The organism is Rhizobium sp. LARHSG275 (genome assembly GCF_052871115.1).
Genome location: NZ_JBIXJN010000003.1, coordinates 1 through 25,966 on the forward strand (window position 1 = coordinate 1; position 25,966 = coordinate 25,966).

Here is a 25,966-nt window from a genome sequence, read left to right on the forward strand (position 1 = left end):
GCTCATCCACGGTTGTAACCGGAGGGGGAAACGGGCGACTTCGTCACGCCTCTGGCTGGGTGGCCACCCAGCCAGAGGCTCAATCGCTTCCATCGCACATAAAATCTAACATGCAGATACAAGGGGCTGGTCTCGCCGATTTCCAGAGGCAAGATCTCGCGACACTGAACTCTGTTTGTGTCTCAATCCACAGGAAGCCGGTAGACACTGTCAGCAGTTCGAGCGCCGCGGATCTGAAAAGACACGCGGCGTTGTAATGATTATTGCTCGATGGCGAAGGTCACGGTGACGCTGACATTGTAATTGTTCTCGCCGCCCTGGACGGGAACGGCAGCGTCGGAGGCCTCCTTCATCATCGTGGCGCGATAGACCGGCTGCGGCATCGCGCGCGGCACATTCTCGTTGATCTCGAGAATGCGGCCGAGCTTGACGCCGGCGGCTTCACTCAGCGTCTTCGCCTTCTTGACGGCACTGGCGACAGCATCCTTGCGTGCCTCGTCGATCACGGCGTCCGGCTTGTCGTTGGTAAACTGGATATCGCCGCCCTGGTTGATGCCGAGGCTGACGGACTGGTCGATCACCGCGCCGAGCTTGGCGAGGTCGCGCAGGCGGATGGTGATCGAATTGATAGTCTGGTAGCCGATCAGCTGCGGCTGCTGCTGTTGGCCGTCGACCGGCTGCGGATAGTTGTATTGCGGCTGGATGGAAAAGCCCGAGGTCTGCAGGTCGCGCTCGGCGATGCCGCCGCTCTTCAGCGCGGCAAGCACGTCGTTCATCGCCTTGTTGTTTTCATCGAGCGCTTCGCGGGCGGTTTTCGCCTGTTTGACGACGGCGAGATTGACGACGGCCATATCGGGAGCGATGGATGATTCGCCGTCGCCGGTCACCGAAATTACCGGCTCGCGCGGTTTTGCCTCCTGCGCGAATGCGGGCGCTGCGGCGGCGGGCGGCAGCGCCAAAAGGGCGGTCATCAGGACAGTTCTGGTATAGTTCGGCGCCATGTTTTCATTCCTTGGTTGTCGTTTCCCTGAACAGCTTTCTGTCGGTTGATTGTGAAGCTATTGCGGCGGAAAAGACAGGCGCATGCGTAGCGAGAGAAAAATGTGTGGGATGCCTGCGTTGGAGCCTAAGCCCCAAGGACGTCCGCCGAGCCGAAACGGCTGGACCGGAACCGACGGCTCGCTATCATATGGCGACCATCGACGACGAGGAGGCACTGTTCGACACTCGATCCCGTCCCGGCCGAGATCGCCACCGCGATTTCCGACGGCATAAGTGCCTTCAACGAGAGCGCTGAGATCAGACGCGGGGCCTTCACCATCGTCTGGCGGGAGAGTGGAGAGCTTGCCGGCGGGATAACGCGGCTGTTTCCATCTCGGTTCTTTTGGGTCGCAAAATCGCTGCGCCTGAGCGGCATCGGCAGGAAGCTGATGGCGGCGGCGGAAGAAGAGGGCCGCCGCCGCGCCGCCGTCATGGCTTGCGTCTACACGCTCTCGACCCAGGCCCCGGACTTTATCCGAAGCTCGGATATGTCGAATTCGGCAGGGTCAGCGGGCATGCGGGAGGCCGGCCCGTTGACCGGATTTGGTTCCGGAAGGAATATTCCGCCGCGGACTGATCAGGAGCCGCAGACGGCTTCAACATCTGATGTCATTTGGGGTGACATGTGAGATCGCTATCGCGGGACGCGGGTCAGCTGATCGCCAATCGTCCGACTAGGCGCCGAAATCGTCCATGAAAGATGGATGGATGGCGGGCTTGCGCTCTTCGCGGGCGCTCCGAATACGCTGGGGAACAGCACCGAGACCGGCGACGAAACGGGTGAGGAGATTGCGGTTGAAAAGTTTCTGTATGGCACTCATGGCAGTTTACTCATTCTTTTTTTTGTTAGCCGGCAGCATATATTTTGCCCAGGCTGCCATAACAATGGGCAATTTTGCATGACAGTTATGTGACGGTGCATGGCTCGGGCGGGGCTGGCCTAAAAGGTGATCACATTGGCGTTAGAAGGGGCCGCCGAGAGCGTCGGGCGCTATAAATCCTCGTCTGTATTCGCCCTGGCGTGGTAGATTGCCCGCTTGGGGTAAAACTAGGCCCCTTCCGAAGGAGAAGCTCAGATGAACCGATTTTTCGCATTTATCGCGACCGGAACGCTGATCAGTCTTGCCACGATCATTTCGGCTTGCACTTCGTCCGGAAGCCTCGACCAGACTTCGTCGATCGGCGGCGGTTACTATGAGAGTCAGCCGCTCAACCCGGCCTGTGGGGGTGGGTTCAGGCCGAGTGATGGCCGCTCTTGTAGCTATTAGAAATCTGCGCCGATCGGGGATGATGCCGCCGGACGAAGCAGGGTGATTCAATCAGACTTCTAATTTCCCAGCGCTAGTAGCTGCATGGGCGATCATTGCCGAATCCATCGCGGCAGGCGGGCCGAAGGGCAAAGTCAGCACTATGAGCGGTATAGCCGATCGAGCCCGTTTGCATCGAGTCGTTTGGGCTGGTGCTGCAGGCCGATGCCGACATGGCAATGACGAAGACGGCGGTCATGGCCTCCAATAGTTTGCGAGTTTGAAGCATCTCCTCACCCCTCACTATCCAAGGTGTCCGTATAATCCTGGCAAATAGGGCCATGGGACGTCCTGATCACTGTCGTTGTCGATCAAGATTTTGTTATGGCGGAAAACCCCTTCACCAGCGCTCGCCGCCACGATCATGGTTGCATGGCAACGCCTACAGAAGGGATCCACGGCTAAGTCGGCTTCACCTAAAGAACTAGGCGTGGCGAAATGGCCGCGCAAGGCATCAACTATCGATGATCTAGCCACTGGTTGCCAATTCACCGAAGATGGAAAAATAGGGTCACGCCGCTCGACGAGCGGATAGCGCATGCGTTCGAGTTACCGGGAGCCTACATGCTTCATATCGCCAATATTGCTCCACCTCGGTTCAGGCTATGGACGCGCGCTTCACGAGAATGGCGCCATGGTGAGCCCGAGCTTCGGATCCTCGATAGATTATGCCGTCGGGGCCAGACTGCAATCGATATAGGTGCGAACTACGGTGTCTATTCTTGGTTCCTGTCCAAGTATGCGCGCGATGTCGTCGCCTTCGAACCCCAGCCTAACATGGTCGCTTTTCTGAAGGCTGCGCTTGGTTCGTCGGTTCGGGTCGAGCAGGTCGCACTGTCCGACAGCGCTGGCGTTGCAACGATGCGGATCCCTAGTGATCAGCTCATGGATGGCTGCGCCACGATTGAGGAGCAGAATACGCTTTCGACGCAAAGTGTCGAAGAAATTTCCGTTCCAACCCGGCGCCTGGATAGCTATCGGTTCGGCACTGTAGGCTTCATCAAGATCGACGTTGAAGGGCACGAACTGAAAGTGCTCGAAGGCGCGGAGGCTATATTGCACCGGGATCACCCAAACCTGCTCATCGAAGCGGAAGACCGGCATCGACCCAACGCCGTCGCCAGTGTGATCGACTATCTTAAGCCGTTTGGATATTCTGCCTATTGCCTGAAAGACCGAAAATTTCGTTCCCTGTCGATCGACGAGGTCCGGAAGAGCTCTTCCGAAACGCCTTACAACTACGTTTTTTCCATCCGCGGGGATCTATAAAGCGCCCTTTCGTGTGCCCCGTGCCCACGACCCCCTTCATTAGATGCTGTGATGGCGGCAGCCGATGTTTCGCCCCATATCGCCCCTATGGCCCAATCAATGACTGGCCTTCCATAGACCGAGCGAGCGGAGATTGCAGTTGGCGATTGCGGCCGACTGCTCACAGCCGGCGGCTCCGCTCTCCCTTCTGACACGCCGTGCCGAAAGATGCGGATCAAGGTTGCCTCGGCCACGCCTACAGATGTCGTTTGATTGGACAACAACTATATGGGGAGCCGCAGCCTGTCGAAGGAGTCCCATTCACCCGGTCGATTGCCGATCTGGAGTAGTAGGAGAGAGCGAAGGTCAAGCCCGGTCGACGACGAATTCGCCGAGGTGGTAGCCTTTAGCAAAGGAACTGAGGCGGCCGGCACAAGAGTGGATATCGCTTTTGCGTTGGGCATAGTCGGATCAGGCGCCCGCAAAGCCTTGAAGGTAATAGCTGAGATCCAGAACAAATTTGCCCATAAGCTCGAGATACATTCATTTGACCATCCCGATGTGACGAAGTTGATCGACAAACTTAAATATATCGACTTCGCGATTACCGGGCCGGGCGCCGAAGGCCTAATGCGCCTGTGGAATCGGTCACCGAACTCGGAGGTGACGTCTGGAAGCGGATGGCGTGCATCCGACAATCCTTTCGACCATCGGGGAAAGTTTGAGAAGACCTGTGGGTTTCTGCAGCATTCCTTGCGAACGAGCGTGCCGGGATCGACGCACCCAGATCTTCACGAGAAATGAGTACGCCCGGCGAAGGGCGGTTTGTGCGGCTCAGGACAAGACATTCGAATGCTTTTTTGAAACGGAAAATTCCGAAACCTGGTATCAAAATTCCGGGATTTGCGCCGGCTACACCGGCTGGATTGATACAAGAGGAATGGTGGGCCCGGAGGGACTCGAACCCCCAACCAAGCGGTTATGAGCCGCCGGCTCTAACCATTGAGCTACAGGCCCTTGGCGCCGTGTCCGGCGCTTGGATGCCGGGGCAATGGTTCCCGCAGCACGGTTTCCGCTCTAACGCAAATCTGGAGGAGCCACAAGCGGGGAGCGCATGCATCTGTGGATGATGCATATTTCGCGGGCAGCCCTGGAACCTTCTCGCGCGGGCGACACTTATTCAAGTCACATTCCGCATGAAGAGGGTGATCGCAGATGGTGGCTTTGAACAGCGCCGTGGTGCTCATCGTGGAGGACGAGCCGCTGATCCGGTTCAATATCCTCGATGTGCTGGAGGAGGTCGGCCATGTAGCGCTGGAGGCGGCGAATGCCGACGAGGCTCTGGTGGTGCTGAAAGGCAGGCAGGATGTCGATATCCTCTTCACCGACGTCAACATGGCCGGTTCGATGGACGGCCTGCAGCTTGCCAATCGGGTGAGGGCGATGCGTCCGAATATCGGCATCATCATCACCTCGGGCATGGTGAGGCTCGATCCGATGGCGCTGCCCGCCAATACCGCCTTCCTGCCGAAGCCCTACATGCACGACACGCTGATTTCAACGATCGATGCCCTGATGACGTAAGCACGCCGCGCAGCCGCAAAACGGGGACTGTTTTTGCGGCTGCGCGCGAGGCGCCGGGAGACATGCTCGTCTTCAGGCAGGGCGGAGGGGACCACACCCTCAGCTGAAGCTGCTCCTCAGCGCCTCGTTCTCATGATGGGCCTTCTTCTCGTAGATCGTGAACAGCGCCATCGAGAGGAGATAGGAGAGGAAGGGATCCCCTATCTGCGTGGCGATCTCGCGGGATGCAAGAACATGGCGCTCCAGCGCGCCGATATCCTTCTGCATTGCGGTCTGTGTGGCGGTTTCAGCGAGGCGGTTCATGCTGCCATCTCCAGGAATTGGGTCACGACCGAGCGGGCCGGCACGTGCCTGACATAAAGGGGTAGGGTGAGGCCGAGGGCGGCGCGCATCTTGCGCAGCACCCGGTTCGATACTTCGAAGGCGCCGCAGCAGACGGGATATTTGCCGTAGCCGTCTGCACGGCCGAGTTCTTCCACTTCGGCGCCGGCGCGCTTGTAGACGCGCTTGAGGTAGGGCTCGTAGTTGGAAATCATCGTATGGATGCCGTGATCGAGCGCGCATTCGCAAAGCGCAAGCAGCATCATGGAAAAGGCGCGGCCGGCGTCGACATTGGAGAAATCCTTGGCGATCGCCTCCTCGTCGATGCACATGCGCGTGCCTTCCCAGATGCCGGGGGCGATAAGATTGGCGGCATCGGGAAACGTCTCGCGGAAGACGTCGTAGAGAAGGGTCGGGCCTGTCGTCGGCATCAGACGCATGCCGCCATAGAGCCGGGTGCGGCTGTCGTTGCACCAGACGAGATAGGCGGGGGCGAGCGAATCGTAGCTGTCGCGTTCGTAGGGGCCGATGACGGGAACGTCCCAGCCGAGCGTATCGGCGAAGACCTTCTTGCGCAGGCGAAACATCTGGTCGAGTACGGCAGCGTATTTCTGATACTCATGTGCCTGAACGATAACGAACATTTTGCCCTCCAGCGTTTTCAAGTTCGTGGAAGGCAGAATGGTTCAGGCGGGCCGGATCGGAAATTCCCTCAGATGGGCCCCCTCAGATGAGGGGATCAGGGATTGATGATGCGTAGCTGCACGGCCCGCGAGGCGGCGGCCGAGATCGTGGCGCAGCCGAGCTTGAAGCGGGCGGTCTTCAGATAATCGCGGGTGGTATGCTCGGATATGCCGAGGATGACCGAAATATCCTTGTAATCCTTGCCCAGCGCCGTCCAGTGCAGACATTCGATCTCACGCGGCGACAATGCCGGCACCGGATCGTTTTCGCCATGCAGCTCGTAGACGGCCTTGCGGTGGATCAGGTGGGCGATCTCGATCCATTCATTGCGGCAGCGGCGGACGAGCTCGGCCCATTCCTCGGCCGGTATGCGGGCATTCAGCGACAAGAGCGCACGACGTTGCGCTTTGTCGGCGACGGGAATGGAGTAGCCGTTGCCGCCGATGCCGTGCTTCTGCGCATCGACCAGCATGGCATAAGCCTCGGGCGTCGGCTCGACCTCACTCCAATCGAAGGGCAGCTGGCGTTCGAAGCCCTGTTTGACGATGGGATCGACCTTCACATAGCTATTCAGGAGATAGCGGGAGACCCAGGCATCCGGATAGGTGGTGCGTACGAAGGGCGAATCGATCTTGGCCGCGATCGTCTGGGCGAGATGGTAAGTCACGAAATCAAGGGCATATTCTGCCTGGAGAATGCGGATGCCGGCATCCACATTGGCCGCAGCCTTGATCTGTTCGAAAGCGGGCTCGAACTTTTCGCTGTAGGTATTCTCAATCATTTCCACTGCCCCAATTCCCTCAATCCTACCGTGAGGACCGCCATAAATACAAGGCATCCCCACATATGCGGGGAATGACAATCCGGGCCCCATCTGCTAGCGCCTGTCATGAGGAGACCTCATATGGACAGCAAGAGACCATTCGCGATTGCCGAATGCCAACAGGCCGCCAAGGGCCTGAAATCCAGCTGGCAGGACATGGCAGGCTCCGAAGCGCTGATCCGCGCCCTCGTTGCCGAACGCAACGGCGACACGCCGCTGGCGCTGTTCTGGACCGAGGTCCACCGGGCGCTCTGCCAGGAAAGCAACGCTTTCTGACGATCGCCTTCCCGAGGGGCTCAGGCTTTTCTCCGCAATTTAGACAGGGCAATGATGCCAGTCGGCAGGAAAATCCCACCGCCATCTACCAGATTGCCGATGAAGACGTCTTCATTCATGTCGTGATTCGATTTCGCGGCGAAAGGATCGGGACGTAGCGTTCTGGATCTATGGTTAAGAAATCCGTATCGATTTCATCGATTTGTTCCAAAACGGTTGGCGAAGCGTTTGCAGCAGGAGCAATGGTGCTTGTGGAAACGGTTACATTCCGTCGCGCCTTTGTAGCGCCGGCAGAATTTCGGATATCATCACCGATGTATGGAATGGAATGACTGAAAAGCGTGTGCATCTGGTCTTCAAGACCCATCTCGATATCGGCTTTACCGACCATGCCGAGAAAGTCCGCGGCAATATCACGAGCGCTTCATTCCGCAGGCGATCGAGACGGGCAACCCCAATAAGTGGGGAGCGAATTTCCCGATGTGGTGGCAGGGAGATTTTCAGGCGCGCTTCCGGCTCAGCCTCGGCTGAGCCGGAGGCAGGGAAGGCTTAGCCGACCTTTGTCGAAGGATTGACCCAGTCCTGACGCGGCACTTCGGGCCGCTGCGGTTTCGGACGAAACTTCACCAGCACCTCGCGACCATCGACAGAGGCTTGCGTGCGTTCCAGCGCATCGCGTTCGGAAACGGCCTGGCGCCAATGCTCGTCATCGCGGCCATCGGGCCGGCCCTGTTCTTCCCAAATCGCGTAAGCTCTCTTGCTGATCCATTCGTGGCGTCTGTCGCTCATCGATCCATTCCATTCATCAAAAGCGTTATTCGGCAATTCTGTCCTGCAGGACCGGTGGCCGGCGCTTGGCTGCCATCAGCAGGTCGAGCTCGATCGAGGAGGGCCCGAAACGGGTGAACAGGCTCTCAGCCTGGTCGTTTCGGAGGCCGTATTTGGAGGCGAATTCATCAAGGCTGTAGGGACGGCCGCGCAGGATTCTGCTCCGGCGCTCCGGTTCACGTATTTGCGTCATTGGTGGTAACCCCAGTCGGTTTGGCGGATGCGGGAACAAAACAGATTACAATGCCAAAAGTTCCGTGATTTCCAGCGATCTCTGCCCTTTGTCCCATTCCGGACCGATCTCAGGCGGGAGGCAAAAATATTTGACGAATGGCGCACGCCAAGAAAATTTCCACTAAAACATGCAAGAATATCATGGCGTTATGGAATTTGCTTCCATGCGCTGGGATAAATGGGCTTTACCCCAGCGCGTTACCCTATAGAATCAATCGTGTTATTCGGTTCGCAGGGGCAGCAAAACGTTCCGTTCCCCGCGTTTGGCGCGACCGATACCGGAGGACTTTGGCTTCAATCCATCAAGAGGAGACAGACATGATCAATGCACTGCCGCCACTTCATGACGGCCATGCGCCGTTCGACCTCCAGCAGCTGTTTCGCGAAGCGCTCTATGCCTTCGAGGAATGGGACAGTGAATTGACCGAACCGATCGTGACCTACGAAGGACGGGTCATGCCCATCAGCTTCGTTTTCGAAGCCATGCGCGAATGCACCGACATCGTGCCGATGAACATCGTCGGCGCCGTCACCGAACGGCTGACCAAGCCGTGGGAAGGCGAAGGCCCGCTCGACCAGATGACCTTCTCGACGGCGGCGCGTGTCATGCGCGTTTTGGTGCGCAAGCGCCTTCACGTCACCGGGGTTGCGGATATCGTCGCCGTTTCGGCCCACGCGTCCGAAGACCAGGGCCGCGACTGATAGGGTGAGGATCGCGGCCATGGCTGCGATCCTTTTTCGCTTTTTGGCGGAACCTCGCTTATTCCCAGCCGTTTAATTCGGCAGGCACAGCCCGCCACTACAGCGCCCTTTCCGAGAGTCGCAAAGGGCGCTGTAGCACGTGGAATTGCTGCATGATCCATTCCTAGATCGATCCCGATTTAAGAATTATGCAGTGGTGACGGGCGAGGAATGAAGCACCATGCTAAAATCTATTGTTCATGAAATCATCGGTACACCCAGGCGTGAGCCTGAGCTTCCGCAATCGCTCGAGCAGTTTCGCGATAGGAAACGGGTGCTGATCATCTTTGCCGATGCGCAAGATGACCGCGCGCTTATCCAGGACGAATGGCTGCGCAAGGCGCATATGCGCTTGATCGAGGAAGACGTCGAGGTGTTCAGCATCGCCGGCGGCGGCGCGTTTGCGCTGTTCGACGATGACTGGGAACTCGATGCCGACGATATTCGCGAGCGGCTGCAGGGGCCGCCGTCCGGCGAGTTCGGGCTGATCCTGATCGGACGCGACGGAACCGTTAAGCTGCGCTCGAGCGAGCCGATGAGCGCCGAGGATATCTTCGCTGCCTTTGAGATGTTGCCGAAGAAGACGCCTTGGTAGCGTTTCGAAAGCCATTTGAAGCGGGCGCGGTGAAGCATCCGCGTCCCGCGTCTTTTGCATGTTCAGAGTTCGAAGGCTTCCTTGAGGCCCAGGCTCTTGCGTTCGCGCAGGTCGAGATCGGCCTCGATATGGGCGATGTGATGCAGCATCAGCTGGCAGGCGCGGTCGAGTTCGTCGGCTTCGATCGCCGAGATGATGTCACCGTGTTCGGAATGGCCGCAGCTCGATGCGGTCGACTGCCCGTAGAGCGCAATCACCAGAGACGAGCGGGCGACAAGCTCTTCCATGAAGCGCTGCATGATTGAGTTTCCCGATAAGGCCGCCAGCATCAGATGAAAATCGCCCGATGCCTTGATTTCGGCGCGGCGCGCCGTCTGGCCACGCTCGCTCATCAGGCGGCCTTCTTCCAGCAGAAGCTGTCGCAGATGGGTAATGTCATCAGGCGTGATCCGCGCCGCTGCCTCGCGCAAAATGCCGGGTTCGACCAGCCGGCGGGCGGAAAAGATCTGACGAGCCTCTTCCGGCGAGGGATAGGCGACGAAGGCGCCGCGGTTCTTCTCGACGCTGACAAGACCTTCATAGGACAGCGCCTGCAGGGCGGCGCGGGCAAGCGTGCGGCTAACATTGAAGAGATTGCCGACGTCGCCTTCCGAAAGCTTGGTGCCGGGCGAGAGCCTGCGCTCGACGATCGCTTCGCGAATGGCATCGCGGATCTGTTGCGCGCCTGTTTCGGCGGAGTCTTCGGCCTGCTGAGCCTTGGCGGCGGATTTCATGAAATTTATTTCCCGATGGTCGGCAAAGCATAGCCATGTTCGCAGCAAAAGTTAAACAGATTTTGTCCCGGAACTGGTGGTTAGATTGTATACGATAATTTGCACAAATTGCGCACGATAGCCTAAATCATGTGCAGATAGCGCTGCGCCTATAATTTGCTCTCTCAATGGCGCTTTTGATAAAGTCATTGTGTTGCAATGGCTTACCTCAAGACAAGGAGTCTGGCACGGCAGATGCATCGTCTTTTCCGAACAGGGGAACGCAGATGTCGAAAGCGGCAGAGATCGATATAGTATCCGTTTCGAAGGCCTATGGCGCGACGATGGCGGTCCATGCGATCAGCTTGAAGATTCCGGCCGGCTCCTATTGCTGCTTCCTCGGTCCGTCGGGCTGCGGCAAGACCTCGACGCTGCGCATGATCGCCGGCCATGAGAGCATCTCGTCGGGCGACATTAGGCTCGGCAATGTCGTTGTTACCGATTTTCCGCCGGCCAGGCGCGGCACGGCGATGATGTTCCAGTCCTACGCGCTCTTCCCGCATCTCGATTTGATCGACAACGTCGCCTTCAGCCTCAAGATGAAGGGCGTCGACAAGCAAGAGCGCCGGGCCAAGGCGCTCGAGATGCTGAAGCTGATGCAGATGGAGGGTTATGCCAACCGGCGTCCGGCCCAGCTTTCCGGCGGCCAGCAGCAGCGCGTCGCGCTGGCGCGCGCGCTCATCACCGATCCGGAAGCGCTGCTGCTCGACGAGCCACTGTCGGCGCTCGATCCGTTCCTGAAGATCCGCATGCGTGCCGAACTCAAGAAACTGCAGAAGACGCTCGGCATCACCTTCGTGCACGTCACCCACAGCCAGGAAGAGGCGATGGCGCTCGCCGACGTTATCGTCATCATGAATGACGGCCGGATCGAGCAAGCGGCGGCACCGCGCGAGGTCTTCGAGCGGCCGGCGACGGCCTTCGTCGCGCGGTTTATGGGCGATCACAACGTGCTGTCCGGCCGGGTGACCTCGAGCGAGAACGGCGTGCTCGTCATGACCGTACCGGAAGGTCAGAGCTTTTCCGTGCGCGGGACGGGCAGGGAGATCGGCGAGCCGGTCGATATCGGCATCCGCACCGACCGCGTGCGGCTGCAGGTGGCGAGCGAATGGACACTCGGCTTCGATGGCATCGTCTCCAACATCGAATATCGCGGCTCTTCCGTGAAGATCACCGTTCTCGGAGCCGGCAGCGACGACTTCACCGTTATCGCTGACGACGCTGAATATTTCGCCCGGCCGGTTGCTGTCGGCGACACCGTTTCGCTCAGCTGGGCGCCCGAAGATGCCGTGCTTCTCGGCCGACCTTCTGCATAAACCATCACCATCAAGAACCATGAACCCTCCATATCAAGAAAAGGGGAACTGACATGACGACTGAAACGACATCGACCAAGGCGGAGAAGGGTCTTTCCCGCCGCACGCTGCTGAAGACGGGTGCTGCCGCCGTCGGCGCCATCGCCGGCTCCGGCGCGATCACCGGCTTTCCCACTATCTGGGCGAAGACGAACATCACGCTCCGCCAGTTCGGCACCGGCGTTTCCAACATCAATGCCATCGCCGAGAAGTGCAAGGCCGATCTCGGCATCACGCTGGAGATGACGGCGACCGATTCCGACGCCGCCGCCCAGCGCGCCGTCACCCAGCCTGATAGCTACGACATTGCCGACATCGAATACTGGATCGCCAAGAAGGTGTTCCCGACCGGCGTCATGCAGCCGATGGATGTCAAGAGGCTGAAATATTACGACAAGATCGTACCGCTGTTCATCAACGGCAAGCTGAAGGCAGACAGCGTCATTGCCCAGGGCACGGCGCCGCACACGGTCGGCTTCGTCGAGGCGCAGGGTTCCAAGAAGTTCGCCAAGGAGCCGACACAGTGGATGACGATGGTTCCGACCATCTACAATGCCGACACGCTCGGCATCCGCCCCGACCTCACCGGCCGTCCGATCACCAGCTGGGCCGATATTCTCGATCCGGCCTTCAAGGGCAAGACCGCGATCCTCAACATCCCGTCGATCGGCATCATGGATGCGGCGATGATCATGGAAGCCTCGGGCAAGATCAAATATGCCGACAAGGGCAACATGACCAAGGAAGAAATCGACAAGACGATCGAGTTCCTGATCAAGACCAAGGGCGACGGCCAGTTCCGCGCCTTCTGGAAGTCGTTCGACGAAAGCGTCAACCTGATGGCCTCGGGCGAAGTCGTCATCCAGTCGATGTGGTCGCCGGCTGTCGCCGCCGTCCGCTCCAAGGGCATCGCCTGCACTTTCCAGCCGCTCAAGGAAGGCTACCGCGCCTGGGGCGGCGGTCTCGGCCTTGCCTCGCATCTCAAGGGCGCGGAGCTCGATGCCGCCTATGAATACATCAACTGGTACACATCGGGCTGGGTCGGCGGCTACCTCAACCGCCAGGGCTATTACTCCGCCTGCATGGACACCGCCAAGCAATTCATGTCGGCCGATGAATGGGGCTACTGGATCGAAGGCAAGCCGGCTGCCGGCGACATCCTGTCGCCTGAAGGCAAGGTCATGGAGAAGGCCGGCGCCGTTCGCGACGGCGGCTCCTTCGAAGCCCGCATGGGCGCGGTGGCCTGCTGGAACTCCGTCATGGACGAGGACCGCTACATGGTCCGCCGCTGGAACGAGTTCATCGCGGCCTAAGGCAGGTCGAGAGGGCGGAGAGCTACTGTCTTTCGCGATGCTCAAGAGGTCGCTTCGCTCCGCCCCCTCATCCGACCCTTCGGGCCACCTTCTCCCCGCTGGGGAGAAGAGGGAGTCCGTGGCCACGTCGTGAGACAAAATCAAGGTTCGCGGTGGCCTAGGCGCTGCCGCGAATCTCTTCTCCCCAGCGGGGAGAAAGTGCCGGCAGGCGGATGAGGGGGCGGCACGCACCTTCGTTCCAAATCAGAACGGAGAACCGGATCATGGCGACCATCGCAGCGGAAACGGAGGAGGATGGGCAGGGCGCGCGCGGCGGGCGTGGGCTGAGGCTTTCTCCATCGGCGATATCCTATCTCCAGGCGACGCCGCTGTTCGTCATTCTCGGCTTCTTCTTCCTGCTGCCGATCGCCATGATCGCCGTCGTCAGCTTCTGGGACTACGACTTTGCCGGCCTCTATCCCGATTTCCTGACGATGAACTACACCGAGACGCTCGGTTCGTGGGTGACGTGGAAGACCTATCTCAACACGCTGAAATTCACAGCGATCGTCTGGTCGCTGACGCTCGTCATCGGCTTCTGGGTCGCCTATTTCCTGGCCTTCCACATCCGCAAGACCTCGACGCAGATGATCCTCTTCCTCGTCTGCACCGTGCCGTTCATGACGTCGAATATCATCCGCATGATCTCGTGGATCCCGGTGCTCGGGCGCAACGGCCTCGTCAATTCGACGCTGATCGAGATGGGCATCATCCCCAAGCCGATTGAATGGCTGCTCTATTCCGATTTCGCCGTCGTGCTCGCCATGGTGCATCTCTATACGCTGTTCATGGTGACGCCGATCTTCAACACGCTGATGCGCATCGACCGGTCGCTATTCGAGGCGGCGCGCGATGCCGGCGCCTCCGGCTGGCAGGTGTTATGGAATGTCGTCATCCCGCTCGCCAAGCCCGGCATGGCGATCGGCACGATCTTCGTCGTCACGCTCGTCATGGCTGATTTTTCGACGGTACAGGTGATGTCCGGCGGCCAAAGCGCCTCGGTGGCGCTGATGATGAAGAACCAGATGTCGCTGCTGCAATATCCGGCCGCTGCCGCCAACGCCGTGGTGCTGCTTGCCGTCGTGCTGTTGATGGTCGCGGCCATCCTGCGCGTCGTCGACATCCGCAAGGAGCTTTGAGATGAACCACGAAAAACGCGGCCTTGAATTCTATTTGCTGGCGATCTTCTTCATCATCTTCGTGCTGTTCCTCTACGGCCCGCTTTCGGCGATCCTGATCCTCTCTTTCCAGGGGCCGGACGGCGGCCTGACCTTCCCGATGAACGGCGTTTCCACGCACTGGTTCTTCAACCTGTTCGAGAAGCAGGCGGTCGGCGATTTCGGCGCCTCCTTCCGCCGCTCCTTCACTCTCGGGCTGATGGTGATGGCGGTGACGGTCGTCGTGTCGCTGCTCGCCGGCCTCGCCTTCCGGCGCCGTTTCCCAGGTTCGACAGCCCTGTTCTACGCCACGGTCGCAAGCCTCGTCGTGCCGTCGATCATCATCTCGCTCGGCATCGGCGTCGTCTTCCAGGAGGGTGGCCTCAAGCCTGCCTGGTATTCGTCGGCCTTCGGCGCCCATCTGACCTGGACGCTGCCTTTCGGCGTGCTGATCATGTTTGCCGTCTTCAACCGTTTCTCGCCGGCTTATGAAGAGGCGGCGCGTGACCTTGGCGCCAGCTCCTGGCAGACGTTCTGCCATGTCGTGCTGCCTATGATCGCCCCCAGCCTGATCGGCGTCGGCCTGTTCGGCTTCACGCTCTCCTATGACGAATTCGCCCGCACGCTGATGACATCAGGCACCTACAACACGCTGCCGCTCGAAATCTATGGCATGACGACCAACGTCACGACGCCGGTGCTCTATGCGCTCGGCACGGTGACGACGCTGTTTTCCTTCACAATCATTCTCCTTGCGCTCGGCATCATGACGATGCTCAGCCGGCGGCAGGCAAAGATAAACTGACATGCGCATCCTCATCGTCAATCCGAACACCACGGCCTCCATGACCGACAAGGCCGCGACCGCCGCGCGTGCGGTGGCGGCATCCGGTACGGAGATCATCGCCGCCACCTCGCGCATGGGGCCGCTTTCCATCGAGGGACATTACGACGGGGCCTTAGCGATCCCCGGTCTGCTCTCCGAACTCAAGGAGCGACAGGCGGCGGGTTATGACGCGGCCGTTATCGCCTGCTTCGACGATACCGGGCTCGAAGCGGCGCGAACCTTCGCCGATGTGCCGATCCTCGGGCTCTGCGAATCTGCGGTGGTGACGGCGGGCTTTCTGGCGCAGCGCTTCACCGTGGTGACGACGCTGGAGCGGTCGCGGGTGCTGATCGACAATCTGGTGCGCCGCTACGGCATGGGCGACCGCGCCAAGGTGCGCGCCTCCGACATCCCGGTGCTGGAGCTGGAAGATCCGGCCTCGGGTGCGATCGGCAAGCTCAGGGCCGAGATCGAGCGGGCGCTTTTGGAAGACGGCGCCGAGGCGATCGTGCTCGGCTGCGCCGGCATGACCGATCTGGCGCGAGAGCTGCAGGAGATCTACGGCGTGCCTGTCGTCGATGGCGTTACCGCCGCCGTCAAGCAGGCCGAAGCGCTGGTGTCGCTCGGACTTTCCACCAGCAAGCGCGGCTCCTACGCCTCGCCGCTGCCGAAACCTTTTGCCGGGGCGATGAGCGGTTTCTCGCCGGTCCTCAAGGTCGGCTGAACCGATGTCCGTCTCTTTCGATTTCAAGCAGCTCACCGAGCGCCAACGCTACAAGCTGATGATCGGCACGATCATCCCGCGGCCGATCGCGCTGGTGACGACGGTCGACGAGAATGGCCGGATCAACGCCGCACCCTTCAGTTTCTTCAACTGCCTTTCGGCCGATCCGCCGATCCTTGCGATCGGGGTCGAGAACAATGCCGACATGTCGTTCAAGGACACCGGCCATAATATCCGCATGACCGAGGTGTTCACGGTCAATATCGTCTCCTTGGCCATCGCCGAGGCGATGCATGTCTGCGGCGCCAAATATCCGCGCGGCGTCGACGAGCTGAAGGAAGCCGGCCTGACGGCGATGCCGGGCGAAAAGGTCGCCTCGCCCTTCATCGCCGAGGCGCCGGCCGCTTTCGAATGCCGGCGGCATGTGACGCTGGAGCTCGGCCGCTCACGGCAGATCGTCATGGGCGAGATCGTCTATGCGCATTACCGCGACGGGGTCGTTGATCCGGAAAGGCTGCATGTCGATCCGGCTGCGGTCGATGCGATTGCGCGGCTCGGCGGCGATACCTGTGCCACCATCCGCGACCGTTTCGAGATGCTGACGCCGAAGCTTTGACACAGAGCATTTCCGTTTGCGCAGTTTTGCTGGAATTGCTCCAGGGATAGGTCCAAGTTTTTGCTTTACTTTTTTGCTCCTCGCGAGAATGGTCGGCTACGGATCATCGCGGCAGAGGAGCGCTTTACCCATGATAATCGAGGACGATCTCAGCCGGATCGCGGAGCAGGAGAAAGTGCTGAGCTTCGATGCCTTCGACCTGACGACGGCATGGCAGCTCGGCAAACTCCTGCAGGAACTCGCCACCGAGCGCGGCCTCGGCATCGCGATCGACGTGACCTTGCATTCGATGCCGGTCTTCTATGCGGCGCTGCCGGGTGTAACGCCTGATAACGTCAACTGGGTCCGGCGCAAGCGCAATATGGTGCTGCGTTATTTCCGCAGCAGCTATGCCTGCGGCCTGAAGCTGCAGAAGGATGGCAAGACGGTCGAGGATAACGGGCTTTCCGGCGCCGACTATGCGCCACATGGCGGTAGTTTCCCGATTAACGTCAAGGGTACCGGCTGCATCGGCGCGGTCACCGTCTCAGGACTGCCGCAGCGTGACGACCACAATCTCGCGGTCGAGGCGCTGGCGCTGATGCTCGCCAAGGATCTGGATACGCTACGGCTCGCCCCGACGCTTTGAAGAGGCCTCTCCCGCCGTAATTTTGACAGAAAAAAGCCATGAAAACTGCAAAATCGCGTCGCCGCTCCGGTGACGCGGGCTTGTCCCGCGGCTAGGATGCGGCATCGCCCTCCTCATCCTACCCGGGACACCATGATCCGCTTGTTTCTTGCGCTTGCCGCCACCATCGGCTTCGGCCTTTTCCTTGTCTCCTGCAATACGCTGTCCAAGGAGGAATGCGTCGCCGCCGACTGGCGGGTGATCGGCGAGAGCGACGGGGCGGCAGGCTACGAGCCGCAACAGCGCTTCGCCGCACATGCAAAGTCCTGCGAGCGGATCAAGATCGTGCCCGATCAGACGATCTGGTTTCAGGGATATCAGACGGGGCTGGTGCGCTACTGCACGCCACTCAGCGGGCTTGCGCGCGGCCAGGCGGGCAGCGGCTACGCCAATGTCTGCCCGCCGGAGACCGCGCCCGGTTTCCTGCGCGGCTTCGGCCTCGGCAGCAAGCAGCACGAGCTGCAGGCACGCCTTAGCTCGATGCAGAACGATTATAGTTCGAAGGAGACTGATATCGACGATCTTTCCGACAAGCTGCGGGATGCCAAGGATGGCGACCGCACGGAACTTCGCCGGCGGATCGAGGATCTGGAAGACGACATGCACGACATCCGCCGCGATCAGCGCGACGTGCAGGACGAACTCGACCGTATCAGCAGTGACGTCGGATGGTTCCAGCGGAACCCGAACGCCGAACTGCCGGCGCCGGGTTACTGATCCCCGACCTCAGAGCTTCCCGCCGGCCTCGGCGATGCCCTTTGTCAGGCTGCCCGTTGCCGGGAAAAGCGGAATGAGGCAGGCCTGCAGGGCGTGATAGATATCGCCTTTGCCGGGGAAGAGCGAGTGGGAGGGAACGAGATGTTCCGTCAGCTCCTCGTGCCAGCCGCCGTTCTTGTGATCGATGAAGGCGCGCTCGATCACGTTCCAGATCTTGCGGTAGCTCTCCTCATGGAAATCGCTGGGCAGGTGCTCGTTGAGGAAATGTGCGGCAGCCGCACCTTCGCAGGCTGGCCACCAGAGCTTGTTGCGCTTGGCGGGCTTGTCGTCCCAATCGAGCGTATAGAAGAAGGCGCCCTTGTCGTTGTCCCAACCGAGCGCCATGGATTGGGCGAACAGCGCCTTGGCCGCATCCGGCATCCATTCGATCCGTTTGCCGCCGAGCGCCCAGAGCTGCAGGATGAGGCGGGCCCATTCCAGCCAGTGGCCGGGCGTCGTGCCGGCCGGGCGGAACATTTCGTTCGGATGATAGTAAGTCTTGTCGAGGTTCCATTCGGCGTCGAAATGCTCGGCAACGCGCCAGTCCACCGAACCGGCGGCGCGGCGGATGACGAGATCGGCGATGCTTTCGGCCTTGGTCAGGTATTCCCTGTCGCCGGTGGCTTCGAAGGCGGCCATCAGTGCTTCGGTCAGGTGCATGTTGGAGTTCTGGCCGCGATAGGCGCCGCCGTCGAGCGGCTGCCAGTCGGCGGTGAATTCCTCGGCGATGGCGCCGTGCTTCGCTTCCCAGAACTTCGTGTTGAGGATCTTGGTGATATCGGCGAGCATGCCGTCGGCAAGCGGATGGCCGATGGTCTTTGCCGCTGAGGCGGCGAGCAGCACGAAAGCATGGCCATAGCCCTGCTTGTTGGAATCGACGGGACCGTCATTGTTGAGCGACCAGAAATAGCCGCCGTTTTTCCGGTCGCGATGATGGTTCCAGATATAGTCCATGCCGTGGTCGACGACGTCGGAGGCTCCGGGGCGCCCGAGCAGCGCACCGATCGAGAAGCAATGCACCGCGCGCGCCGCGATATGGATGCCGCGAACCTGGCCCTCGGCGTCGAGAGGCCTACCTTCGTCGTCGAGATCGTAAAAGCCGCCCTTGGGATTGACCGAATTGTGCTGGAAGAAATCGAAGAGACCGTTCGCTTGGGTCAGCAGCCAGCCGCGGTGATAGGCGCGGGTCGTCCAGTTTCCAAGCACGGCGTTGCCGGTTGCGGGTGCCATGATGCTCCTCCGATTTCGTGCACAAAGCGTTGTAAACGCCTATATAGGGGTCGGACGAGTCTGTCATCCGGCTATCGCATTGGCCCGCAAAGCGGGATCGTTCTTCGGAGGCACGATGCGTCGATTCAAAACTATTACAACGTCCTTTGCGCGTCTGAAAAGACGCGCGGCGCTGTAGGCTTACAAAGCACGAAATTGACAGGCATATATTGACATAAAGATATCTTTATGTGATTTGGACTGTCTGGTCTTACGACGTCAAGGAGCCTTCCCGTGTTTGATAATCTCTTTGGTCCGGAAACGGGCAAACGTGACGGCAGTGAAGTTTTCGCAGCTTTGAGACAAGCCGCGAGCGAGCGCATCCTTGTTCTCGACGGCGCCATGGGCACGCAGATCCAGGGTCTCGGCTATGACGAAGACCAGTTTCGCGGGACGCGCTTCATCGGCTGCGCCTGTCACCAGAAGGGCAATAACGACCTTCTGATCCTGACCCAGCCGGACGCGATCGAAGAGATCCATTACAGATACGCCAAGGCCGGCGCCGATATTCTCGAGACCAACACCTTCTCTTCGACCCGCATCGCGCAGGCCGATTACGAGATGGAAGGTGCCGTCTATGACCTCAACAAGGAAGGTGCGGAGATCGTGCGCCGGGCGGCACAGCGCGCCGAGCGCGAGGATGGCCGCCGCCGTTTCGTTGCCGGCGCCATCGGGCCGACCAACCGCACCGCCTCGATCTCGCCCGATGTCAACAACCCCGGTTTCCGCGCCGTCACCTTCGACGATCTGCGTTCCGCCTATGGCGAGCAGATCGACGGTCTGATCGACGGCGGCGCCGACATCATCCTGATCGAGACGATCTTCGACACGCTGAACGCCAAGGCTGCGATCTTCGCCTGTGAGGAGCGCTTCGAGGCCAAGGGCGTGCGCCTGCCGGTGATGATCTCGGGCACGATCACCGATCTTTCCGGCCGCACGCTGTCTGGTCAGACGCCGTCGGCCTTCTGGAATTCGGTGCGCCATGCCAATCCCTTCACGATCGGCCTCAACTGCGCGCTCGGCGCCAATGCGATGCGCCCGCATCTGCAGGAGCTTTCGGGAGTTGCCGACACCTTCATCTGCGCCTATCCGAATGCCGGCCTGCCAAACGAATTCGGCCAGTATGACGAAACGCCGGAGCTGATGGCGGCGCAGATCGACGGCTTCGCTCGCGAGGGCCTCGTCAACATCGTCGGCGGCTGCTGCGGCTCGACGCCGGAGCACATCAAGGCGATCGCCGAGACCGCTGCGAAATACAAGCCGCGGCCGATTCCGGAGCATCGCCCCTTCATGTCGCTGTCGGGCCTCGAACCTTTCGAACTGACCAAGGACATCCCCTTCGTCAATGTCGGCGAGCGCACCAACGTCACCGGCTCGGCCCGCTTCCGCAAGCTGATCACCAACGGCGATTTCACCGCAGCGCTCGACGTCGCCCGCGATCAGGTCGAGAACGGCGCGCAGGTGATCGACATCAATATGGACGAAGGGCTGATCGATTCCGAAAAGGCGATGGTCGAGTTCCTCAACCTGATCGCCGCCGAGCCTGACATCGCCCGTGTGCCTGTGATGATCGACTCGTCGAAATTCTCGATCATCGAATCCGGCCTGAAGCGCGTCCAGGGCAAGCCGATCGTCAATTCGATCTCGCTGAAGGAAGGCGAGGAGAATTTCCTCGCCCAGGCGCGGCTGCTGCACAATTACGGCGCTGCCGTTGTCGTCATGGCCTTCGATGAGACGGGGCAGGCGGACAGCTACCAGCGCAAGGTGGATATCTGCACGCGCGCTTACAAGCTGCTGACCGAAAAGATCGGCTACCCGCCCGAGGACATCATCTTCGACCCGAACATCTTCGCTGTCGCGACCGGCATCGAGGAGCATAATAACTACGGCGTCGACTTCATCGAGGCGACGCGGACGATCCGCGAGCGCATGCCGCTGGTGCATATTTCGGGCGGTGTTTCGAACCTGTCCTTCTCGTTCCGCGGCAACGAGCCGGTGCGCGAGGCGATGCACGCCGTGTTCCTCTACCATGCCATCCAGGCGGGTATGGACATGGGCATCGTCAATGCCGGCCAGCTTGCTGTCTACGACAACATCGATCCCGAACTGCGCGAAGCCTGCGAGGACGTGGTGCTGAACCGCCGTCCCGACGGAACCGAGCGGCTGCTCGAAATGGCGGAGAAATTCCGTGGCGGCGCGGCACGCGAAGGCCGCGTCCAGGATCTTTCCTGGCGCGAATGGAGCGTCGAGAAGCGCCTCGAGCATGCGCTGGTCAACGGCATCACCGAATATATCGAGGCCGATACCGAGGAGGCGCGCCAGCAGGCCGCTCGGCCGCTGCACGTCATCGAAGGGCCGCTGATGGCCGGCATGAACGTCGTCGGTGACCTGTTCGGCTCGGGCAAGATGTTCCTGCCGCAGGTGGTCAAGTCGGCGCGCGTGATGAAGCAGGCGGTGGCCGTGCTGCTGCCCTACATGGAAGAGGAAAAGCGTCTCAATGGCGGCGAGGAACGCCGGTCGGCCGGCAAGATCCTGATGGCGACGGTCAAGGGCGACGTGCACGATATCGGCAAGAACATCGTCGGCGTCGTGCTTGCCTGCAACAATTACGAGATCGTCGACCTCGGCGTCATGGTGCCGGCGACGAAGATCCTCGAAACGGCCATTGCAGAGAAGGTCGATGTCATCGGCCTCTCCGGCTTGATCACGCCGTCACTCGACGAAATGGTGCATGTCGCCGCCGAGATGGAGCGCCAGGGCTTCGAGATCCCGCTTTTGATCGGTGGGGCAACGACCAGCCGCGTGCACACGGCCGTGAAGATCCATCCCGGCTACAACAAGGGTCAGACGGTCTACGTCACCGATGCGAGCCGCGCCGCCGGCGTCGTCTCCGCACTGCTGTCGCCGGAAACGCGCCAGAGCTATGTCGACGATATCCGCACTGAATATGCCAAGGTGGCGGCCGCCCATGCGCGCAGCGAGGCCGAGAAGGTGCGCCTGCCGTTGCCCCGGGCTCGCGAGAATGCCCACAAGATCGACTGGTCTGCCTACCAGCCGGTGAAGCCGCAGTTCTTCGGCACGCAGGTGTTCGAGGATTACGATCTGGCTGAGCTTGCCAAATACATCGACTGGACGCCGTTCTTCCAGACTTGGGAGCTGCGCGGCCGCTACCCCGCCATTCTCGACGACGAGAAGCAGGGCGAGGCGGCGCGTGCGCTCTGGGCCGATGCGCAGGCGATGCTGAAGAAGATCATCGACGAGAAGTGGTTCCGCCCGCGCGCCGTCATCGGCTTCTGGCCGGCCGGCGCGGTCGGCGACGATATCCGGCTGTTCACGGACGAGAGCCGCAAACACGAGCTTGAGACCTTCTATACGCTACGCCAGCAGCTTTCGAAGCGGGACGGGCGGCCGAACGTGGCGCTCTCCGACTTCGTGGCGCCTGTCGCAAGCGGAGTTCAGGATTATGTCGGCGGCTTCGTGGTGACGGCGGGGATCGAGGAAATCGCCATCGCCGAGCGTTTCGAGCGGGCGAACGACGATTATTCGTCGATCCTCGTCAAGGCGCTGGCCGACCGCTTCGCCGAAGCTTTTGCCGAGCGCATGCACGAGCAGGTGCGACGCGAATACTGGGGCTATGCCAAGGACGAGACGCTCAGCAAGGAGGATCTCATCACCGAAGCCTATGCCGGCATTCGCCCGGCGCCCGGTTATCCTGCTCAGCCCGACCACACCGAAAAGGCAACACTGTTCAAACTGCTAGACGCCGAAAAAGCGGCCGGCGTGAAGCTGACGGAAAGCTATGCGATGTGGCCCGGCTCCTCGGTCTCCGGCCTCTATATCGGCCATCCCGACTCCTATTATTTCGGCGTCGCCAAGGTGGAGCGCGATCAGGTGGAAGACTATGCGGCCCGCAAGGGCATGCAGGTTTCGGAAGTCGAGCGCTGGCTCGGACCGGTGCTGAACTATGTGCCGCGCAAGGCGGACGAGCAGATCGAGGACGCGGCCTGATTGCCGAGTCTTCGCGGTCGCTTAGAGCATGATGCCGAAAAGTGTGAGCGGTTTTCGGACGACATCATGCTCTAACTATATAATGTAGAACAGGATTCAGATTTTAGGCCGACCCGGCCTAAAATCATCCTGTTCTATCGCGGCGTCCTCAGAGATTGATTCAATCAATGAAAAGCCGGAAGGTGTTCTCCTTCCGGCTTTATGACTTTGATGCCGCTCATAATTACCCGCATTCAGGCTATTTGAATTTGACGCGGAATTGACGATGAGGTGGTATGCTTAGCCAAGTTAGCTAATGAGAGCGACGATGCAAGTTACCATCCATGCCGCAAAGACCAATCTGTCGAAATTGATCGACGCTGCCCTTTCCGGTGAGGAGTGGTGATCGCCAAGGGACGCAAGCCTGTCGTGAAGATCATTCCGATTGTGCAGTCTTCCTTCAAGATCGGGCTGCTCAAGGGACAAGTTGTTGGAAGCGGCCCCGACTTTTTTGAGCCAATGGATCAGGACGAGCTTGCGCTTTGGGAAGGGGGCGAGTGAACTCGCTCCTGCTCGACACCCATGCTTGGGCATGGTCGCTGATCGGCGATGAGCGGCTCTCGGCCAAGGCAATTGCTCTGATCGAAAAAGCGGAGACGATTTTCGTCAGCCCAATATCGCTATTTGAAATCGGGCAGAAGGTTGATCTCGGCAAATGGCCGGAGATGGAGCCTTTCATTGGCCGGTTGCCGGAACTGCGGCATGAACAGGGTGGCATTGCCGCGGCATTGACACCGGAAATCTGTCTGACCGCAGCCATGATGGACTGGACACATCGCGATCCGTTCGACCGGTTTCTTGCCGCGACCGCCATGCAGAATGGGATACCGCTTATCTCCGCCGATGCGATCTTCGATGATCTTGTCGGAAATCAGCTCTGGATCGCCCGCTTCTGGTAGGGCTTACGTCACTGCTATCGTCAGTTCCGCGACAAAATCATAGGCATCGCCGCGATAGAGCGAGCGGGTGAATTCGACGGCGCGGCCAGAGCCCAGGTAGGAGATACGCTCGATCGACAGGCCGGCCGCGCCGACGGAGACGCCGAGAAGCTGGGCGTCGGCCTCCTTCATATTGGTTGCCGAGATACGCTGCACCGCGCGCACCGGGCGGACCTGGAGGCGTTCGAGCTCGGCATAGAGCGAATTGGTGACGGCTGCGGGATCGGGCAGGAACTCGCCGGAGACGCTGGCATTCTCGATCGCCAGCGGCTGGTCGTCGGCGATGCGCAGACGGGAGAGACGCGAAACCTTGACGTCGGTACCGAGGCCAAGGATCATCATCTCGTCGGGCGAGGGGGTGTGGATGCCCTTATGCAGCCATTCGGAGCGCGAGGACATGCCGCGGCGCGCCATATCCTCGGTAAAGGAGGTAAGCTGCGACAGGCGCTGCTCGACCTTGGAGACCGGCTTGGCGACGAAGGTGCCCGAACCGTGACGGCGCACCAACAGGCCGTCGGCGACGAGTTCGTCGATCGCCTTGCGCACGGTGACGCGGCTGACGGCGGCGAATTCGGCGATGTCGCGTTCCGGCGGCAGCGCATCGCCGTGACCAAGCGTGCCGGTGCGCACGGCTGTTTCGAGCGTGCGGCGCAGCTTGACGTAGAGCGGCCCCGTGCCGGCTGCCTGCAGGCGCTCCAGAGAAAGGAGGGTGGCGAGGTCATCGGTCATGCCGCACCTCTCTGGCCGTCGTTCATGAGCTTGACCGCAAGCTCCACTGCGCCCTGCAGGGCATCGCCCTTCGGTCTGGCAAGCAAAGGCTTGTAACGTTCAGAAAGCCACGGCTCATAAGCTTCGGCAAGACCGCCGAGCAGGCAGATCGACGGGCATTCGGGCCAGAGCAGTGCTTCGAGACTTTCGCCGATCGCCGTTGCCGCCTCCGTGACGATGGCGACTGCCACGGCATCGCCCTTAGCCGCATGTTCGAAGACGGTGGGGGCGTAAAGGGCAAAATCCTTCGGTCTTGCCGAATGGGCGAATTCGGCGATGCGCTCGGGATCGTTGCCGTATTCGGTCATGACCGCGTCGGTGATCGGCGATGCCGGGCGCACCCCGTCATGGGCGAGCAGCGATCGTTCCAGGAGATCGCGGCCCAGACGGGCACCGCTTGCCTGGTCGCCGACAACGAAACCCCAGCCGCCGATGCCGTTCAGCCGGCCATCCCTACGGGCATTATAGACCGAGCCGGTGCCGAAGGCGCCGACGATGCCGTCGGCATCGCCGAGCGCGCCCTGCAGGGCGATCAGCGCATCGGTGACAACGCGGCCTTCGGCAAAGGGCAGGGCCTTTTCGATTCGCCTGCCGTAATCGCCGACATTGGCGCCGGCGACGCCGACGACGGCTGCGACGGAGGAAAGGGTTTCAGCGGCAAGCCCGGCATCGCCGAGCGCCTGCCGGGCGGATTCGATGATGTTGAGAAGAGAATTTTCCAGATCCGACAGAATGTTGGCAGGGCCGGCTTTGCCGCGGCCGATGACATTGCCGTTCCTGTCCGTGACTGCGGCCCGGCAGCTCGTTCCGCCGCCGTCTATGCCGATTGCAAGCTCCGTCATCGGGCCTCCGAATGTGCCGTTCGCCATCGTTTTCAATACAATACCAAAAAAATACCATTTACCAAGTGGGAATGATGGAGAAAACCCATCTTTTTATCATGTTGATATTATTTAATAAAATTTTTAAATCGATTTTATCTGGCCAAAAAGTTAAA

The 25,966-nt window shown here is 60.3% G+C and carries 31 protein-coding genes, 1 tRNA gene and 1 pseudogene; 19 read left to right on the forward strand and 14 right to left on the reverse strand.

Annotated features, from left to right (window positions below; all coding sequences use genetic code 11):
* Nucleotides 1-260: 260 nt before the first annotated feature.
* Nucleotides 261-1,001, reverse strand: coding sequence for an SIMPL domain-containing protein (locus ACIPSK_RS03830; protein ID WP_162115911.1), 741 nt, complete (start codon nucleotides 999-1,001; stop codon nucleotides 261-263).
* A gap of 354 nt (nucleotides 1,002-1,355) precedes the next feature.
* Here ACIPSK_RS03830 and ACIPSK_RS03835 point away from each other — a divergent pair, with 354 nt between their 5' ends.
* Nucleotides 1,356-1,670: a GNAT family N-acetyltransferase gene (locus tag ACIPSK_RS03835; RefSeq protein ID WP_409518766.1), complete on the forward strand. Its 315-nt coding sequence runs from the start codon at nucleotides 1,356-1,358 to the stop codon at nucleotides 1,668-1,670.
* A gap of 45 nt (nucleotides 1,671-1,715) precedes the next feature.
* Here ACIPSK_RS03835 and ACIPSK_RS03840 read toward each other — a convergent pair whose 3' ends face one another.
* Complete coding sequence (locus tag ACIPSK_RS03840; protein WP_168724682.1) at nucleotides 1,716-1,862, reverse strand: hypothetical protein; 147 nt, start codon at nucleotides 1,860-1,862, stop codon at nucleotides 1,716-1,718.
* Between the two features lie 255 nt (nucleotides 1,863-2,117).
* Between ACIPSK_RS03840 and ACIPSK_RS03845 the strand changes: the two genes are divergently transcribed.
* Nucleotides 2,118-2,309: a hypothetical protein gene (locus ACIPSK_RS03845; RefSeq protein ID WP_017965185.1), complete on the forward strand. Its 192-nt coding sequence runs from the start codon at nucleotides 2,118-2,120 to the stop codon at nucleotides 2,307-2,309.
* Nucleotides 2,310-2,382: 73 nt separating this feature from the next.
* On the opposite strand, the gene ACIPSK_RS03850 is transcribed toward ACIPSK_RS03845, so the two are convergent.
* On the reverse strand, nucleotides 2,383-2,577 hold the full coding sequence (locus tag ACIPSK_RS03850; RefSeq protein WP_017965184.1) for a hypothetical protein: 195 nt from the start codon (nucleotides 2,575-2,577) through the stop codon (nucleotides 2,383-2,385).
* Nucleotides 2,578-2,912: 335 nt separating this feature from the next.
* Between ACIPSK_RS03850 and ACIPSK_RS03855 the strand changes: the two genes are divergently transcribed.
* Both ACIPSK_RS03855 and ACIPSK_RS03860 read left to right on the forward strand, forming a co-directional pair.
* Nucleotides 2,913-3,617, forward strand: coding sequence for an FkbM family methyltransferase (locus ACIPSK_RS03855; RefSeq protein ID WP_162115912.1), 705 nt, complete (start codon nucleotides 2,913-2,915; stop codon nucleotides 3,615-3,617).
* Nucleotides 3,618-3,869: 252 nt separating this feature from the next.
* Nucleotides 3,870-4,400 carry a hypothetical protein gene (locus ACIPSK_RS03860; protein WP_162115913.1) on the forward strand — a complete coding sequence of 177 codons (531 nt, stop codon included), beginning with the start codon at nucleotides 3,870-3,872 and terminating at the stop codon, nucleotides 4,398-4,400.
* 137 nt (nucleotides 4,401-4,537) lie between these two features.
* Here ACIPSK_RS03860 and ACIPSK_RS03865 read toward each other — a convergent pair.
* A tRNA-Ile gene (locus ACIPSK_RS03865) sits at nucleotides 4,538-4,613 on the reverse strand.
* 198 nt (nucleotides 4,614-4,811) lie between these two features.
* On the opposite strand from ACIPSK_RS03865, the gene ACIPSK_RS03870 reads away from it, so the two are divergent.
* Nucleotides 4,812-5,180: a response regulator gene (locus tag ACIPSK_RS03870; RefSeq protein ID WP_162115914.1), complete on the forward strand. Its 369-nt coding sequence runs from the start codon at nucleotides 4,812-4,814 to the stop codon at nucleotides 5,178-5,180.
* Nucleotides 5,181-5,279: 99 nt separating this feature from the next.
* On the opposite strand, the gene ACIPSK_RS03875 is transcribed toward ACIPSK_RS03870, so the two are convergent.
* The 3 genes from ACIPSK_RS03875 to ACIPSK_RS03885 form a co-directional block, all read right to left on the reverse strand.
* Nucleotides 5,280-5,483 (reverse strand): hypothetical protein, encoded by a 204-nt coding sequence (locus tag ACIPSK_RS03875; RefSeq protein ID WP_017965177.1) that lies wholly within the window; start codon nucleotides 5,481-5,483, stop codon nucleotides 5,280-5,282.
* Nucleotides 5,480-6,145, reverse strand: coding sequence for an acyl-homoserine-lactone synthase (locus ACIPSK_RS03880; RefSeq protein WP_017965176.1), 666 nt, complete (start codon nucleotides 6,143-6,145; stop codon nucleotides 5,480-5,482). Before ACIPSK_RS03880 ends, ACIPSK_RS03875 begins: the two co-directional genes overlap by 4 nt.
* Nucleotides 6,146-6,240: 95 nt before the next feature.
* Nucleotides 6,241-6,966 (reverse strand): LuxR family transcriptional regulator, encoded by a 726-nt coding sequence (locus ACIPSK_RS03885; protein ID WP_162115915.1) that lies wholly within the window; start codon nucleotides 6,964-6,966, stop codon nucleotides 6,241-6,243.
* Nucleotides 6,967-7,089: 123 nt separating this feature from the next.
* Between ACIPSK_RS03885 and ACIPSK_RS03890 the strand changes: the two genes are divergently transcribed.
* Entirely contained in the window at nucleotides 7,090-7,284 is a 195-nt protein-coding gene (locus ACIPSK_RS03890; protein WP_017965174.1) for a hypothetical protein, read from the forward strand.
* 115 nt (nucleotides 7,285-7,399) lie between these two features.
* Here the strand turns inward: ACIPSK_RS03890 and ACIPSK_RS03895 are convergent, their stop codons facing one another.
* The 3 genes from ACIPSK_RS03895 to ACIPSK_RS03905 all read right to left on the reverse strand — a co-directional run bounded on the left by ACIPSK_RS03895 (nucleotide 7,400) and on the right by ACIPSK_RS03905 (nucleotide 8,305).
* Complete coding sequence (locus tag ACIPSK_RS03895; RefSeq protein ID WP_017965173.1) at nucleotides 7,400-7,675, reverse strand: hypothetical protein; 276 nt, start codon at nucleotides 7,673-7,675, stop codon at nucleotides 7,400-7,402.
* Nucleotides 7,676-7,833: 158 nt separating this feature from the next.
* The gene (locus tag ACIPSK_RS03900; RefSeq protein WP_017965172.1) at nucleotides 7,834-8,073 is read right to left on the reverse strand and encodes a DUF2934 domain-containing protein; all 240 of its coding nucleotides are present in this window, start codon (nucleotides 8,071-8,073) and stop codon (nucleotides 7,834-7,836) included.
* A gap of 25 nt (nucleotides 8,074-8,098) precedes the next feature.
* On the reverse strand, nucleotides 8,099-8,305 hold the full coding sequence (locus tag ACIPSK_RS03905) for a hypothetical protein (RefSeq protein ID WP_017965171.1): 207 nt from the start codon (nucleotides 8,303-8,305) through the stop codon (nucleotides 8,099-8,101).
* 359 nt (nucleotides 8,306-8,664) lie between these two features.
* On the opposite strand from ACIPSK_RS03905, the gene ACIPSK_RS03910 reads away from it, so the two are divergent.
* The gene (locus ACIPSK_RS03910) at nucleotides 8,665-9,048 is read left to right on the forward strand and encodes a hypothetical protein (RefSeq protein WP_026154239.1); all 384 of its coding nucleotides are present in this window, start codon (nucleotides 8,665-8,667) and stop codon (nucleotides 9,046-9,048) included.
* 220 nt (nucleotides 9,049-9,268) lie between these two features.
* Nucleotides 9,269-9,682 carry a DUF4174 domain-containing protein gene (locus tag ACIPSK_RS03915; RefSeq protein ID WP_017965169.1) on the forward strand — a complete coding sequence of 138 codons (414 nt, stop codon included), beginning with the start codon at nucleotides 9,269-9,271 and terminating at the stop codon, nucleotides 9,680-9,682.
* 62 nt (nucleotides 9,683-9,744) lie between these two features.
* Here ACIPSK_RS03915 and ACIPSK_RS03920 read toward each other — a convergent pair whose 3' ends face one another.
* Nucleotides 9,745-10,455, reverse strand: a complete 711-nt coding sequence (locus ACIPSK_RS03920) for a GntR family transcriptional regulator (protein WP_162115916.1) — start codon at nucleotides 10,453-10,455, stop codon at nucleotides 9,745-9,747.
* A gap of 266 nt (nucleotides 10,456-10,721) precedes the next feature.
* Here ACIPSK_RS03920 and ACIPSK_RS03925 point away from each other — a divergent pair, with 266 nt between their 5' ends.
* From ACIPSK_RS03925 to ACIPSK_RS03960, 8 genes are all read left to right on the forward strand, one after another.
* Entirely contained in the window at nucleotides 10,722-11,810 is a 1,089-nt protein-coding gene (locus tag ACIPSK_RS03925) for an ABC transporter ATP-binding protein (protein ID WP_162115917.1), read from the forward strand.
* Nucleotides 11,811-11,863: 53 nt separating this feature from the next.
* Nucleotides 11,864-13,162 carry an ABC transporter substrate-binding protein gene (locus tag ACIPSK_RS03930; RefSeq protein ID WP_162115918.1) on the forward strand — a complete coding sequence of 433 codons (1,299 nt, stop codon included), beginning with the start codon at nucleotides 11,864-11,866 and terminating at the stop codon, nucleotides 13,160-13,162.
* Nucleotides 13,163-13,425: 263 nt separating this feature from the next.
* Entirely contained in the window at nucleotides 13,426-14,340 is a 915-nt protein-coding gene (locus ACIPSK_RS03935; RefSeq protein ID WP_017965165.1) for an ABC transporter permease, read from the forward strand.
* Nucleotide 14,341: 1 nt separating this feature from the next.
* Entirely contained in the window at nucleotides 14,342-15,163 is an 822-nt protein-coding gene (locus tag ACIPSK_RS03940) for an ABC transporter permease (RefSeq protein ID WP_162115919.1), read from the forward strand.
* A gap of 1 nt (nucleotide 15,164) precedes the next feature.
* Nucleotides 15,165-15,908: an aspartate/glutamate racemase family protein gene (locus ACIPSK_RS03945; protein ID WP_162115920.1), complete on the forward strand. Its 744-nt coding sequence runs from the start codon at nucleotides 15,165-15,167 to the stop codon at nucleotides 15,906-15,908.
* A 4-nt stretch (nucleotides 15,909-15,912) separates the two neighbouring features.
* Nucleotides 15,913-16,524, forward strand: coding sequence for a flavin reductase family protein (locus ACIPSK_RS03950; RefSeq protein WP_017965162.1), 612 nt, complete (start codon nucleotides 15,913-15,915; stop codon nucleotides 16,522-16,524).
* A 130-nt stretch (nucleotides 16,525-16,654) separates the two neighbouring features.
* Complete coding sequence (locus tag ACIPSK_RS03955) at nucleotides 16,655-17,152, forward strand: heme-degrading domain-containing protein (RefSeq protein ID WP_017965161.1); 498 nt, start codon at nucleotides 16,655-16,657, stop codon at nucleotides 17,150-17,152.
* A gap of 132 nt (nucleotides 17,153-17,284) precedes the next feature.
* Nucleotides 17,285-17,908, forward strand: a complete 624-nt coding sequence (locus tag ACIPSK_RS03960; RefSeq protein WP_162115921.1) for a DUF2799 domain-containing protein — start codon at nucleotides 17,285-17,287, stop codon at nucleotides 17,906-17,908.
* Between the two features lie 9 nt (nucleotides 17,909-17,917).
* Here ACIPSK_RS03960 and ACIPSK_RS03965 read toward each other — a convergent pair whose 3' ends face one another.
* A complete protein-coding gene (locus ACIPSK_RS03965; RefSeq protein WP_162115922.1) occupies nucleotides 17,918-19,177 on the reverse strand; it encodes an AGE family epimerase/isomerase in 1,260 nt (419 codons plus the stop codon).
* 273 nt (nucleotides 19,178-19,450) lie between these two features.
* On the opposite strand from ACIPSK_RS03965, the gene metH reads away from it, so the two are divergent.
* From metH to ACIPSK_RS03980, 3 genes and pseudogenes are all read left to right on the forward strand, one after another.
* Nucleotides 19,451-23,224 (forward strand): methionine synthase, encoded by a 3,774-nt coding sequence (gene metH / locus ACIPSK_RS03970; protein WP_446532628.1) that lies wholly within the window; start codon nucleotides 19,451-19,453, stop codon nucleotides 23,222-23,224.
* Between the two features lie 307 nt (nucleotides 23,225-23,531).
* Nucleotides 23,532-23,764 (forward strand): annotated as a pseudogene (locus ACIPSK_RS03975) (type II toxin-antitoxin system Phd/YefM family antitoxin).
* Nucleotides 23,761-24,162, forward strand: a complete 402-nt coding sequence (locus tag ACIPSK_RS03980; protein ID WP_162115924.1) for a PIN domain-containing protein — start codon at nucleotides 23,761-23,763, stop codon at nucleotides 24,160-24,162. Before ACIPSK_RS03975 ends, ACIPSK_RS03980 begins: the two are co-directional and overlap by 4 nt.
* 3 nt (nucleotides 24,163-24,165) lie before the next feature.
* Here ACIPSK_RS03980 and ACIPSK_RS03985 read toward each other — a convergent pair whose 3' ends face one another.
* Both ACIPSK_RS03985 and ACIPSK_RS03990 read right to left on the reverse strand, forming a co-directional pair.
* Nucleotides 24,166-24,930: a GntR family transcriptional regulator gene (locus ACIPSK_RS03985; protein ID WP_017965155.1), complete on the reverse strand. Its 765-nt coding sequence runs from the start codon at nucleotides 24,928-24,930 to the stop codon at nucleotides 24,166-24,168.
* Nucleotides 24,927-25,811, reverse strand: a complete 885-nt coding sequence (locus ACIPSK_RS03990; protein WP_162115925.1) for an N-acetylglucosamine kinase — start codon at nucleotides 25,809-25,811, stop codon at nucleotides 24,927-24,929. Before ACIPSK_RS03990 ends, ACIPSK_RS03985 begins: the two co-directional genes overlap by 4 nt.
* Nucleotides 25,812-25,966: the final 155 nt, after the last annotated feature.